This window comes from Kitasatospora sp. NPDC029312, assembly GCF_055569215.1.
In genome coordinates, this window is sequence record NZ_JBVHXY010000028.1 from 68167 (window position 1) to 81277 (window position 13111).

At 75.0% G+C, this 13111-nt stretch carries 8 protein-coding genes and 2 pseudogenes; 7 read left to right on the forward strand and 3 right to left on the reverse strand.

Translation table 11 applies throughout. The annotated features are described in order from the left end of the window. Window positions 1–99: 99 nt before the first annotated feature. Window positions 100–1092 (reverse strand): oxidoreductase, encoded by a 993-nt coding sequence (locus ACZ4WV_RS22795; protein WP_465749514.1) that lies wholly within the window; start codon window positions 1090–1092, stop codon window positions 100–102. Between the two features lie 75 nt (window positions 1093–1167). On the opposite strand from ACZ4WV_RS22795, the gene ACZ4WV_RS22800 reads away from it, so the two are divergent. The 5 genes and pseudogenes from ACZ4WV_RS22800 to ACZ4WV_RS22820 all read left to right on the forward strand — a co-directional run bounded on the left by ACZ4WV_RS22800 (window position 1168) and on the right by ACZ4WV_RS22820 (window position 6524). Next, complete coding sequence (locus ACZ4WV_RS22800; RefSeq protein WP_465749516.1) at window positions 1168–2160, forward strand: ArsR/SmtB family transcription factor; 993 nt, start codon at window positions 1168–1170, stop codon at window positions 2158–2160. Between the two features lie 100 nt (window positions 2161–2260). Next, a pseudogene (locus tag ACZ4WV_RS22805) lies at window positions 2261–3189 on the forward strand (glycerophosphodiester phosphodiesterase). A 339-nt stretch (window positions 3190–3528) separates the two neighbouring features. Further along, the gene (locus ACZ4WV_RS22810; protein WP_465749519.1) at window positions 3529–4314 is read left to right on the forward strand and encodes a rhomboid family intramembrane serine protease; all 786 of its coding nucleotides are present in this window, start codon (window positions 3529–3531) and stop codon (window positions 4312–4314) included. Between the two features lie 157 nt (window positions 4315–4471). Then, window positions 4472–5441, forward strand: a pseudogene (locus ACZ4WV_RS22815) (D-2-hydroxyacid dehydrogenase family protein). Window positions 5442–5483: 42 nt separating this feature from the next. Beyond that, complete coding sequence (locus ACZ4WV_RS22820) at window positions 5484–6524, forward strand: hypothetical protein (protein ID WP_465749521.1); 1041 nt, start codon at window positions 5484–5486, stop codon at window positions 6522–6524. 10 nt (window positions 6525–6534) lie between these two features. Here the strand turns inward: ACZ4WV_RS22820 and ACZ4WV_RS22825 are convergent, their stop codons facing one another. After that, window positions 6535–8127, reverse strand: a complete 1593-nt coding sequence (locus ACZ4WV_RS22825; RefSeq protein ID WP_465749523.1) for a M4 family metallopeptidase — start codon at window positions 8125–8127, stop codon at window positions 6535–6537. A 261-nt stretch (window positions 8128–8388) separates the two neighbouring features. Here ACZ4WV_RS22825 and ACZ4WV_RS22830 point away from each other — a divergent pair, with 261 nt between their 5' ends. After that, on the forward strand, window positions 8389–9717 hold the full coding sequence (locus ACZ4WV_RS22830; RefSeq protein ID WP_465749524.1) for a hypothetical protein: 1329 nt from the start codon (window positions 8389–8391) through the stop codon (window positions 9715–9717). A 3-nt stretch (window positions 9718–9720) separates the two neighbouring features. Here the strand turns inward: ACZ4WV_RS22830 and ACZ4WV_RS22835 are convergent, their stop codons facing one another. Next, window positions 9721–11925 (reverse strand): amino acid adenylation domain-containing protein, encoded by a 2205-nt coding sequence (locus tag ACZ4WV_RS22835; protein WP_465749526.1) that lies wholly within the window; start codon window positions 11923–11925, stop codon window positions 9721–9723. Between the two features lie 235 nt (window positions 11926–12160). Here ACZ4WV_RS22835 and ACZ4WV_RS22840 point away from each other — a divergent pair, with 235 nt between their 5' ends. Beyond that, window positions 12161–12985 (forward strand): ABC transporter ATP-binding protein, encoded by an 825-nt coding sequence (locus tag ACZ4WV_RS22840; protein ID WP_465749528.1) that lies wholly within the window; start codon window positions 12161–12163, stop codon window positions 12983–12985. The last annotated feature ends 126 nt before the right edge of the window (window positions 12986–13111 follow it).

The window sequence follows — 13111 nt, forward strand, 5'->3', positions numbered from 1 at the left end:
TCTTTCTCCCCCCCCCTCCTCCCCTCCCCCCCCCCCCCCCCCCCCCCCCAACCCCCCCCCCCCCCCCCCCCCCCCGCGCCCCCCCCCCGCCGGGTCGGGTCAGCCGGAGTGGGCCTGGTCCAGCAGGGCCAGTTCCTCGGTGCTGAGCCGGATCGCACCTGCCGCGACGTTGTCCTCCAGATGGGCCACGTCACCGGTGCCCGGGATGGCGAGGACGTGCGGGCCCCGGTGCAGCGTCCAGGCGATCCGGACCTGGGCGGTGCTGATCCCGCGCGCCCGGGCCACCGCGAGGACCTGGGCGGGTTCGGGGGCGCCGGCGCCGTCCTGCCGCCCTGCGCCGGCGATGGCGTAGAAGGGGACGAAGGCGATGCCCTGCTCGCCGCAGAGCCGCAGCAGTTCGTCCTGGTGGGACTGGGCGCCGATGCCGTAAGGGTTCTGCACGCAGACGACGGGGGCGATGGTCCGGGCCTCGGCGAGCTGGTGCGAGTGGACGTTGGACAGGCCGAGGTGGCGGATCAGTCCGGCCCGGCGCAGCTCGGCCAGTGCGCCGAAGCGTTCGGTGATCGAGTCGGTGCCGAGGACGCGCAGGTTGACCAGGTCGAGGTGGTCGCGGCCGAGTTGGCGCAGGTTCTGCTCGACCTGGGCGCGCAGCCGCTCGGGGGTGCGGGCGTGCTCCGTCCACTCGCCGTCGATGCCGCGCGCGGGGCCGACCTTGGTGGCGATCACCAGGTCGTCGGAGTAGGGCGCGAGTGCCCGGTTGATCAGCTCGTTGGCGGAGCGCAGCGGGGAGAAGTAGAAGGCGGCGGTGTCGATGTGGTTGACACCGAGTTCGACCGCGCGGCGCAGGACTCGCAGGGCCTGCTCGCGATCGCGCGGTACGGCGTCGGGTATGAGGGCGGGGCCGGTCTGCGGCAGGCGCATCGTGCCGAAGCCGATCCGGTGGACGGTGCGGTCGCCGAGGGTCCAGGTGCCGGAGGCGGTGGCGGTCAGAGCGGCGGTCAGGTCAGCGGCCGGGTCAGCGGCCGGGTCGGTGGTCGGGTTGGCAGTCGGGTTGGCGGTCGGGTCGGCGGTCACGGTGCTGTCGGTGGTCATACCCGTCATGATCGTGAGTGCACTAGCCTGGTCGCCAATGATTCGAGGATGTGCGAATCCACCCGGGGGTAGGCGTTGGCGGCGGAGCTGCTGTTCACGGCGGGCGACCTGGCACGGATGCGGTTCGCGGTCTCCCCGATGTGGGAGGTCGGGCCGAGCCTGCGTCTGCTGGGCTCCGGCCTGCCGCACGCCGTGCACCGCCCGTGGGCCGAACAGGTGCGGCCCCGGCTGGCGGCGCTCGGCCCGGCGTACGGGCTGCTCGCCGAGCTCGTCCCACCGGCCGGCTACGTGCCCGACTTCGTCAACCCGGCCCCGGCCGGGCCGGCGCCCACCCTGGCCGAGGAACTCGCCGCGATCCGGGCCACCCCCGCCGAGCAGGTCCGGCAGGACCTCGACCGGCTGGCGCAGGAGCAGGGCCGGCTCGGGCCCCGGCTGCGGACGCTGCACAGCGACCCGGCTGCCGGGCTGGCCCGGCTGACCGAGGCGGTCGAGGCGTACTGGGAGCTGGCGCTGGCGCCGTACTGGGCAAGGATCCGCGCGGTGCTGGACGCGGACGTGCTGCACCGGGCCCGGCAGGCCGCCGAACACGGCGCCGCCCGGGTGCTCAACGACCTGCACGCCGAACTGCGCTGGACGGAGGACACGCTGCGGCTGCGCCACCGCACCCGCCCGCTGCCCCGCCGCACGGCCGGGGCGGGCCTGCTGCTGATCCCTTCCGCTTTCACCGGCCCGCACCTGTACACCCGCCTCGGCCGGAAGGACCCGCCGCAACTCGCCTACCCGGCACGCGGAATCGGCACGCTGTGGGCGGCCGCCCCGGCGGCGGGCGGCGAGGCGCTGGCCGCCGTCCTCGGCCGCTCCCGCGCCCGGCTGCTGACGGAGCTGGCGGCCCCGGCGTCCACGACCGAGCTGGCGCGGCGCACCGGGCTCTCGCCGTCGGCGGTGTCCCAGTACCTGACGGCCCTGCGGGACGCCCGGCTGGTCAGTGCCCACCGGGCCGGACGGTCGGTGCTGTACGCCCGGACGGCGTCGGCGGAGGCGTTGCTGGCGCCGCTGGGCGAGGAGTGACGACCGGATCCCCTCCGCCTGTCGCCAGGTCACCTGGTGTCACCAGGGATCCCCGGTGTCGCTGGTCCCGATCCGCCCCGACGGCCGTAGCGTGCCGGGCATGACACCCCTTCGGCAGTCCCAGCACCCCCGTCGCCACCGGACCGGCGCTCTCGCGGCGCTGCTCGGGGCCGTCCTCGGGGCCACCCTCGGAGCCGTCGCGCTCACCGGGGCGCCCGTCCGCCCGGCCGACCCGGCGTCCGGCGTCCTCACCCCCACCGCCCGGCTGCGCCCGGCCGGCGTGCCGCCGACCGTGTACGCCCACCGCGGCGCCGCCTCCGCCGCTCCCGAGAACACCCTGGTGTCCGACGAGGTCGCCCGTCGGGCCGGCGCCGAGTGGATCGAGGACGACGTCCAGCCCAGCAGGGACGGCGTCCCGTACGTGCTGCACGACGACACCGTGGACGCACCACTGACGGCACCGGCCGGATCCGCGACCTGACCGCCGCCCGACTGGACGCCCTGGACGCCGGCTCCTGGTTCGCCCCGTCCTACCGGGGCGCCCGCCTGCCGACCCTCGCCGCCCAGCTGGAGGACCTGCGCACCAGGGGCGGCAAGCTGCTGCTGGAGATCAAGGGGCCGCACACCCGCGAGGAGGTCGCCCGGATCGTGCGGGAGGTGCGCGACCACGGCATGACCGACCGGGTCCTCGTCCAGAGCTTCGAGGTGGACGCCCTGCGCCACACCCGCGAACTGGCCCCCGAGCTGCCGCTCGCCCTGCTCCGCTCCACCCTGGACGCCGACCCGGTCGCCACCGCCCGTGAACTGCGCCTGGCCGCCTACCACCCCTCGGACGACGCACTCACCGCCCGCCCGGGTGTGGTCGGGGACCTGCATGCCGCCGGCATCGCCGTCAACGTCTGGACCGTCGACCGGCCCGCCCGCTGGAAGGCCCTCGCGGACGCCGGGGTGGACGGCATCATCACCAACCGCCCGGCGGAGCTGGCCGGTTGGAACGCAGCCCGGTGGCCGTCAGGCGCCGCCGCCTGAGGCGCCCAGCTGCAGCCCCTGCTGGCGCAGGTTTCCCGCCGTGGCCGGCCTCGTCGGCCGGCCACGGTGCAGACCGGACGTCCCGCTCGCGGACTGGGGCTACGACCACGGCACGGACCGGCGGCTTGTGCAGAAGCACGGCATCAGGGCGGTGACCGTCCGCCGCGGAGGACCGCATGGATCAGGTCCCGGCGCCCTGCTCCGCGGAGCACCGGGCGGGCGCACGGCTGCCGGACCCGGCTGTGACGGATGGCAGGCCGGATCCGTGATCACCTGCGCTGGCGCCGGAACGGTTCCGGCGGGGATGATGCCCGGTGACCGGGCAGGACCGCCCGGAGCTTGTTCGACAACGGGGGGTCGGCGATGTCGCCGCACGAGATCGGGTTGTACGCGAGCGCTGCCGTGGTGGTCGGCGCGGGGCTGCGGACGTTGGTGCTGGCCGGCGCCACGGTGGGCTTGACGGGGGCCTCGCCGACCGCTTCGGCGGGTGATACCGTCACCGGCGCGTCCGCGGAGGGCGCCGCCGGGCCGGTCGAGGTGCTCGCCGTCGTCCGGGCCGCCCTGCTGCGGCGCCCTTGGGCCACCGCTGCGCTGTTCGCGGTGATGGCGGTGATGGCCGTCGTCCAGTACGCGGTGCCCGCCGTGGTCGATGATCTGATGCGGCAGCCGGGTGCGCTCTCCGACGGCCAGTGGTGGCGGGCGGGCACCGCGCTGCTGGTGCAGTCCTCCGGTCTGATGCAGATCGCGATGAACCTGCCGGCCCTGCTCGTGATCGGCGCGGTCGCCGAGTCGGTGCTCGGGTGGTGGCGCACGACGGCGGTCTTCCTCGTCAGCGGCGTCCTCGCCCACGTGGTGAGCCTGGCCGGCTGGGCGCCGCGGGGCGGCGGCGACTCGGTGGCCGTCTGTGGTCTGCTGGGCGCCCTGGCCGCCGCCTGCCTGCTGCGCGGGGGACTCCGGGGCTCCGGATTCAAGACCCACTGGCCGGTGCTGCTCGTTCCGGCGGCGGCTCTGTTCCTGTGCGCGCTGCGGAACAACCACGGCGCCGGCCTGCTGACGGGCTGCCTGCTCGGCACGCTCCTCGTTGCCGGTTCGAGGACCCGACTCCGGCAGGCCGCCGCCGCGTGACGGCCGTTCCCGAGGACCCGTCCACCGGACGCTGAGGTCGCCGAAGGCCGCCCGCCGGTCGGATGGTACGTGGGGATCGTCACGGTCGTACTCGTCGGTCAGGCCATGGGCCGGGCCCGGCACGCCGGGGCTCGGCGCCCTCTGCGAGAGCGCGGGTATGACGATCCCGACCCTTCGCTGCGCCGTCCTGGACGACTTCCAGGGCGTCGCCACCAGCCTCGCCGACTGGTCCCCGGTGGCCGACCGGGTCGCCGTGACGGCCTTCCGCGGGCACCACGGCTCCGAGGAGGAACTCGCCGCCGCGCTCGCCGACTTCGACATCGTCGTCACCCTGCGCTAGCGGGTGCCGTTCACCCGCCTCGCTGTTCGCCCGGCTGCCGAAGCTCAGGCTGCTGATCGCCTCCGGCATGCGCAACTCGGTGATCGACTACGCGGCCGCCGAGGAGCTCGGCGTCACGGTCTGCGGCACCGCGAGCTCCGGCACCCCGCCGGTCGAACTGACCTGGGCCCTGCTGCTCGGCCTGGCCCGGGGCATCGTCCAGGAGAACACCGCGCTGCGCGAGGGCGGCCCCTGGCAGAGCACCGTCGGCGCCGATCTGCACGGGCGGGTGCTCGGCATCCTCGGCCTCGGACGGATCGGCACCCTGGTCGCCAAGGTCGGGCTGGCCTTCGGGATGGACGTCGTCGCCTGGAGCCGGAACCTGACGGACGAACGGGCGGCCCGGGCGGGGGTGCGCCGGGCCGCCGATAAGGAGGGGCTGCTGCGCGAGAGCGACTTCGTCTCCGTCCACCTCGCCTCCGACGAGGGCACCCGGGGACTGATCGGCGCCGCCGAACTCGCCCTGATGAAGCCCGAGGCCTACCTCGTCAACACCTCCCGGGCGGCGATCGTCGACCAGGACGCGCTGCTCGCCGCGCTCACCGGGGGACGGATCGCGGGCGCCGCCGTGGACGTCTTCGACATCGAGCCGCTGCCCGCCGACCACCCGCTGCGCACCGCGCGCCGGCTGCTGGCGACCCCGCACCTGGGCTACGTCTCGCGGGACAACTACCGGCGGTACTACGGCGAGGCGGTGGAGGACATCGCGGCCTTCCTCGCGGGTCGGCCGATCCGCCGTCTGGGCTGATGTCGGCGGCCCTGGCGGGGCTCGGGGTCGCATACTGACCGCATGACGAGCGGAGACGGTGGCCGGGGCACGGGTCGGCGCGCGGTGTTGAGGGCGGCCGCGGCGGGCGCGCTGCTGGGTGCGGCGGGGTGTTCGAGCGGGGGCGGACCCCGGGCGGCTTCGAGCGGGGCACCGACCCCGCCCCCGACATCGACGCCCCCGGCCCAGTCGCCGAACCCGACTCCGCCCCAGAACCAGACCCCGCCGCCCACCGCGCTCCCCAACCCGCCGCTCTGGCAGCCCGGCCCGGCCGAGATCCAGCCCGACGTCAAGCGCCGCGCCGTCGAGCTGGTCGCCGCGCTCGGCGCCTGGCCATCCGGCGGCCAGGGCGTGGAGGCGGCCCGGGGCCGGGTGGCCGCGCTGGGCCTGCCACCCGGGCTGGCGGACCAGGCCGGCCCGCTGGCCCCGGCAGCGGCCGAGGCGAGCCTGGAGGTGATCGACGCCCAGTACGGCGGGATCCTCGCCGACTCGGCGAGCGTGCTGGTGGTCTGCCGCCAGTGGACCCGGGCGTCCGACGGATCGGTGGCCGAGGGCGGCACCACCGTGGACGTCCGGCTGAGCCGGGCCGAGCCGCGCTGGACCATCACGGCGCTGCACCCGGCGGAGCCGGGAGCGGCCACCGCCTCGCCCAGCACGGCGGTGGCCGGGGTGCTGGCCCAGCCGAGGATCGAGCTGCCGCCCGCCGCGGCGGCCGACCTGCGCAGCGGCGCCGTCCACGACTCGGTGCTGGAGGCGATGCTGCGGCTGGCCGGCCCGTACTCGCTCTCGGTGAGCGTGGTGCGCAGCGGACACCCGCTGGACGTGTTCGGGACGACCCGGCCCAGCGACCATCCGCTGGGCCGGGCCTTCGACGTGTGGCGGATCGACGGCCGGGCGGTGGTGGACCAGGCCACGCCCCGGCAGCTGATCGAGTCCTTCATGCGGGACGCGGCCGCCGCCGGTTCGTACAACGTGGGCGGGCCGGTGGCGATCGCGGGCGTCGGCAACCAGTTCTTCACCGACGACACCCACCACGACCACGTCCACGTCGGGTTCAACCACTAGCCCTTCGGCGTCAGTTGACGTTGACGCCGCTCCAGGCCGCCGCGACGGCCCGGTACTCGGCGCTGTCGAGGCCGTAGAGGTCCTTGGCGGCGCTGAGCGAGGCGGTGCGGGCGCCCTTGTAGGTGGTGGTGGACGTCATGTAGACGGTCAGCGCGCGGTACCAGATCTTGGCGACCTTCTGGTTGCCGATGCCGGTCACCGTGGAGCCGTTGCAGGTGGGGCTGTTGTAGGTGAAGCCGTTGATGGTCTTGCTGCCGCTGCCCTCGCTGGCCAGGTAGAACCAGTGGTTGCCGACGCCCGAGGAGTTGTGCACGTCCAGCCGGCCGACCGAGCTGCTCCAGCAGTCCGCCGAGGAGCCGTCCAGCGAGGGCTTGTCGAAGCGGCGCAGCCACGGCGGGGTGGACTGGTCGCTGAACAGGTAGTCGGGGGTGTCGACCTTGCTGTTCGCGTACCACTCGACCATGGTGCCGAAGATGTCGCTGGTGGACTCGTTGAGGCCGCCGGACTCCCCGCTGTAGCGCAGGTTGGCGGTGGCGCTGGTGACGCCGTGGGTCATCTCGTGGCCCATGGTGTCGAGGTCGACCTGCTCGGGGTCGTGGGAGCCGTCGCCGTCGCCGGTCATCATGCAGAAGCAGCTGTCGGACCACTGGGCGTTGTCCCAGGCGGTGCCGACGTGGACGAAGACGGTGGCGCCCTTGCCGTCGTTCTTGATGCCGTTCCGGCCGAAGGTGTTCTTGTAGTAGTCGTACGTCCAGGCGGTGTTGGCGTGGGCGTCGACGGCGGCGGTGGCGCGGTTCGTGGAGAACTTCCTCCCGTCGCCCCAGACGTTGGTGGTGCTGGTGAAGGCGGTGCCGGAGGAGGCCTTGACCGAGCTCGCGGAGAGGTTGTGGGCGTCCTTGGTGACGTGGCCGCGGACCGGGTCGGTGAGGGTGTAGCCGCCGCTGACCGGGGTGGTGTCGATGGTGATCGTGCCGGTGTACTCCGAGTTGCCGGTGCCGGCGGCGTGGTGCTCGGCGTCGTAGGACTCGATCTGCTCGCCGGTGGTGGCGTCGGTGACGACGACCTTGCCGGCCGGCTCGCCGTGGGCGCCGGTGCCCTCGACGGTGGTGCGCCAGGCGAGGCGGGGGGTGCCGTCGGCGGCCCAGACGACCAGCTCCGGGGTGCTGACGGCGTCCCGGACGCCCGGGGCGGCGGACAGCGCGTCGGTCGCGCCGGACTGCGCGGGCACCTTGGGGACGGTGGACTTCACGGTGGCGTCGTGGGCGGCCGCGCGCGAGGTGTCCTTCAACCCGCCCCTGGCGTCCTGGTGGACGACCAGGTCACCGCCGACCACCGGCAGGCCCTGGTAGGTGCGGTCGAAGCGGACGTGCGAGGTGCCGTCGGCGTCGAGCACGACGTCCTTGAGCACGAGGTCCTGGCCGGCGCCGAAGCCGAACACCGGGGTGTGGTGGGTGACGTTGGCGCGGGCCCGGGCTATCGCGGCCGCGCGCGGGTCGGGGGAAGCGGAGGCGGTGGCGGCGGGGAGGGTCGCGCCGGCGAGGGCGGCGACGACCGCGACGGCTGCGGCCACGCGGGCACGGCGGATGGAGGACGTGGGGGTCACTCTGACTCCAGTGGGGGTTCGCTGTGGGGATAGGAGCTGGGTCAGAGATTGACGGTGGCCAGTCATTTACAGCTAGAGGAAAGGTCATAACTTTGCCAAGTCGTGTCCTTGGATAGTCAAAAATGATCAGAAGTTAACAAGCGGTCGAGAATGCCCATGTGACGACCAACCACCTGCGGCGCGACCCGCTCACCGGTGGCCGGAAGCCCACCGACGCCGGGCTGTTGGCACTGTGACCGCCAGGTCCTAGGCTTCCGGCCCATGGACGGATGGGTGGGGGCCTGGACCGGCGGGCGGGCGGCGGTCCACATCGGCAACGTCGCGGACTTCAACGCCCAGTTCACCGCCCCGGGTACGGACGCGGCCCAGCGCGACCGTCGGCTGCGGCAGGCGCACCACTACGCTTGTCTGGCCGCCTGCTACAGCCCGGAGCCGGCGCTGCTGGTGCTGCCCGCCGAGGTGGACCGGGCATGGATAGACTGGCTGGCCCGGGAGTTGGACTGGGGGCCGGTCGAGGTGCACAGCGGGGTGGCGAACGGCCGGACGGTGGCCGGGGCGCTCGCCGAGCGGCCCGCCCTGGCGGCGCGGATCGCCGACTCCGGCCGGCCGGTGGTCCGTTGGGGCCGCACCGCGGCGGACGGCGAGGGGCCCGAGCTGGCCGCCGTCCGTCGGTACGAGTCCAAGGCCGCCGCCCACGACCTGTTCACCGCCCTCGCGCCCGCACATCCGGGCATCACCGTCCCGGCCCAGGAGCGCCCGGACGGCCGCCGCCGCGCCGCCCGTCGGCTGACCGTCCGCGCCGCCCGGGGCCTGACCACCGTGCTGAAGAGCCCGTACGGCGTCGGCGGCTACGGCACGGTCGTGGTCGAGCCCGCCGACCTGTTCGCCGCCGGCGGCGGAGGCGCCCTGCTGCGCCGCCTGGTCCGGTCCGAAGTCATGCCGCGACAAGGCGAGTTGCTGCTGGAGGAGTACGTCGACCCGGGCCCGGCGGCCCGGCTGCGCGACCTCACCTACGACGCCCTGATCGGCCCCGACGGCACCGTCCACCCGGTCGGCGCGGCCGCCATGGAGGTGGCCGGCACCCACTACCAGGGCGCCATCGTGGGCCCCCGCGCGGTGCCGCAGGCAGCCGCCGGGACGGCCCGAGGCTTCGCCCTCGCCGTGGGGGAGCGGCTGGCCGCCGAGGGATACCGCGGCTGGTACGACGTCGACTTCGTCACCGACCGGCGGCGCCGGCTCGCCCCCACCGAGATCAACCTGCGGCTCACCGGCCCGGCCGTCGCCTTCATGCTGCGCGAACGCCTCGACCGGGTGCGCGGCCCCGGCCACCTGGTCCGCACCCTGGACACGATGCCGCTCGGCGCCCGCCTCGCCCCCGAGGCGCTGCACGACCACCTCGACCGGCTGCGCCCGCGCTGCGCCCGGCTCGGTGTCACCCTGCTGCCGCTGATCCCGACGGCGGCTCGTGATCCGCAGCCCTCCGTCGGCCTGGCGCTCGCCGGGCCGGACGCCGAGGCGCTGGACGCCGCGCAGGCGCTGCTCGCGGCGGCCAACCACGCGCTGACCGGGATGTTCGAGGCGTTGCGCTGAAAGCTACTTTCCCCTGCTCCTCGGCCTCCGCAGCAGGAAGACCACGACGATCGCCGCGGCCACCATCAGCGGGAGGTTGAACACGTAGACCATCGCGGTCTCACGCGCCCAGTCCGTGGCGTCGGTGAGCCGGTAGAGGTTGTCCTGCGGCCACCAGGAGGCGAGCAGCCAGAACAGCGAGAGGTACGTGAGCAGCGACAGCCGGAGCGAACGGCCCTGCCGCAGCACCGCCGGGAGGCCGGTGAGGAGGAAGGCCAGTCCGGCACCGAAGGCGGCGCACTCGCCCCAGTAGAGCAGGCCGAACCAGAAGTGGTACCCGGAGGGCACCGCCGAGAGGTCCGTCGAACCGGGGAAGAAGTAGTCGGTGGTGGCCCGGGCGAGGAGGGTGGTGGCGACCGTGACGAAGAGCGCCAGACAGCCGACTATGCCCGACCGGTCGGCGCCGCCTCCCCCGGCCGCGCCACCGCCCTTGCTCCCGCCCTTGCTCCCGCCCTTGCCGCCGGCCTTGCCGCCACCGGCCCTGGCCGTGGACGGCCGGGTGTGGTCGGGCGGGGCCGGCAGTGGCAGCGCCGCGCGGTCGAGCTTCCCGGCGCGGGTGCGCGGCAGCTCGGGGACGGGGATGACCGCGGCGGGCGCGGCGAAGCCCTTGAGCTCCGCCCGGAGGTACTCGGTGAGCGACCAGCCGTCCGCGCCCTCCGCCTCCGGCGCCCCCGGTGCGGGCACCGCGTAACCGACCAGCAGCCGCCGCCCCGGCGCCGGCTCCACCTCGACGACGGCCGCCTCCCGGACCGCCGGGTGCGCCCGCAACGCGCCCTCCGCGCGGGCCGCCGCCTTGACCCGGGTGGTCACCGTGGTCGCCCGCTCCGCGCCGAGCGGTCCGACCACGGTCGCGGCCCGGCCGATGAACTCCAGCACGCCGTCCGCTCGCAGCAGCCCCAGGTCGCCGGTGAGCAGCACCCGCCCGTCCGGGTCGAAGTCCGCCCGGACGAAGCGGCGGGCGTCGTCCGCCGGCCGGTCGAGGTAGCCGCGGCCCAGGCCGGAGCCCGCGATCGCGATCTCGCCGACCCGCCCGGCGGGCACCGGGGCGGCGTTCGGCCCCAGCACGTACACCCGGGTGCCGGGGAACGGCCGGCCGACCAGCGAGACGTGCTCGGCGCCCTCGGCGGCGGCCGCGCCGCGCACCTCGAAGTACGTGCTGTCCACGGTGGCCTCGGCCAGGCCGTAGACGTTCAGCACCCGGGTGTGCTCCCCGAGCAGCCGTTGCAGGCTCAACTGCTCGTCCAGGTACCACTTCTCGGCGCCCACGGTGAGCAGCCGCACCCCGGGCAGCGTCCGGCCGGTCGCGGCCAGCAGGGCGGTGAGGCGGCGCGCGGTGCGGACGTTCAGCTCCATGACCGTGATCCGTTCCTCCGCGACCAGGGCGGGCAGCGCCGCGAGGTCGGCGGTGCGGTCCAGGGTCAGGTTGAACGGGGTGACCACCAGGGTCGCGCCGGTGCCGAGCGCGCGGACCCAGTCGGCGGTGAAGACGTCGAACTCAAGGCTCGCCGTCTGCAGGATCCGGTCCTCCGCCGACAGCCCGTACACCTCCCGCCAGGCGTCGTACGCGGCCAGCAGGTTGCGGTGTTCGATCACGGCGCCGGCCGGCAGGCCGGTGGTGCCGGAGGTGTAGAAGACGCAGGCCGGGTCGCCCGGGGAGACCTCGGGGCGCTCGAACCCGCCGTCCGGCGGCGCGAGGGTGTCGACGCAGACCAGCGGGGCCCCGCCCGCGTCCGCCAGCCGGAGGCGGTGGCGCTCCTCGGTCAGCACCAGGTCGGGCTTGGCGTCGGTCAGCAGGTGCCGCAGCAGGGCGTCGGGGGCGGTCGGCTCCAGCGGTACGAAGGCGGCGCCCGCCTTCAGCACCGCGAGCAGCGCGACGTACACCTCGGTGCCGCGGCCGAGGGCGACCGCCACCCGGCCGCCTGGGGGCAGGCCGCCGGCCACGAGGGCGGCGGCCAGCCGGTCGGCCCGCGCGTCCAGTTCGCCGTACGTCAGCTCGGCGTCGCCGCAGCGCACCGCCACCGCGTCCGGCCCCCGGCGGGCCTGTCGTTCGACCAGCCCGTGCAGGGTCGCCGCCGCGCCGGCCCCGGCGGCCGCGGTCCGACCAGCTGGCGTCGTTCGGCCGCCCGTCCCCGCCGAGCCGTCCGTCCCCGTCGTTTCGTCCGTGGTCATCGAGCCTCCCCCTCGTCCCCCTCGGAAATGCACAATCCTCCTCCCAACTCCCCCCGCGCAACAGGGCCCTGGCACGTTCGGGCGCGTCCCGGCGCGTCCATCCTGCGGACGGCCGGAGTCCGCAACGGCCGCCGGTTGTACGGTGCACACGGACGGTCCGCGCCGGCCCGGCCCGGTGCGGCGCCCGCCCGTGCCCCACCCCGCCCGCCCGGCGCCGAGATCGGAGACCCGCCCCATGACCCCGCTCGACCCCTCCTTCGACGGCCCGCTGCTGCGCACCCGTGACGTGGACGTCGTGCGCGACGGCCGCCACCTGCTGCGCGGGATCACCGTGGAGATCCGGCCCGGTGAGCACTGGGCGCTGCTCGGCCCCAACGGCGCGGGCAAGTCCACGCTGCTCGCGCTGCTCGGCGCGGTCTCCCACCCCACCCGGGGCACCGTCGACGTGCTCGGCCGCCGGCTCGGCACGGTGGACATCCGCGAGCTGCGCGCCCACCTCGGACACGTCAACCCGCGCCACCCGCTGCGCTCGCCGCTGACCGTGCGCGAGGTGGTGCTCACCGGGCACACCAACACCATCGAGCCGGAGTGGCACCGCAAGCCCACCCCCGAGGCGGTGGAGCGGGCCGAGCGGCTGATCGAGACGCTCGGCATGGCCGCGATGGCCGAGGCCCCGTGGACCACCCTGTCCCAGGGCGAGCGCGGCCGGGCCCTGATCGCCCGCGCGCTGATGCCCAGCCCCCGGCTGCTGCTGCTCGACGAACCCGCCACCGGGCTGGACCTGACCGCCCGGGAGCTGCTGCTGGACAGCCTGGACCTGCTGCGCCACCAGCACCCCGAGTTGGCCAGCGTGCTGGTCACCCACCACCTGGAGGAGCTGCCGGAGAGCACCACCCACGCCCTGCTGCTGCGCGCGGGCGAGTGCGTGGCGGCCGGGCCGGTGGACGGGGTGATGACCACCGAGCTGATCAGTGAGACCTTCGGCCACCCGATCCGGATCACCCGTCACGACGGCCGCTGGGCGGCCCGCGCCGCGGCCCGCCGGGCGCCCGGGCGGTGAACGGCCGAACCGGCCGGGGCGCCGGTTCGAGCGGGATTTGAGGGGGCGGGTGTCGACGGGCGGGCGCTCTTACGTAAGGTATGCCTTAGCTAATCAGGAGGCGCCGGCCGGGCCGGCGCTCAACCC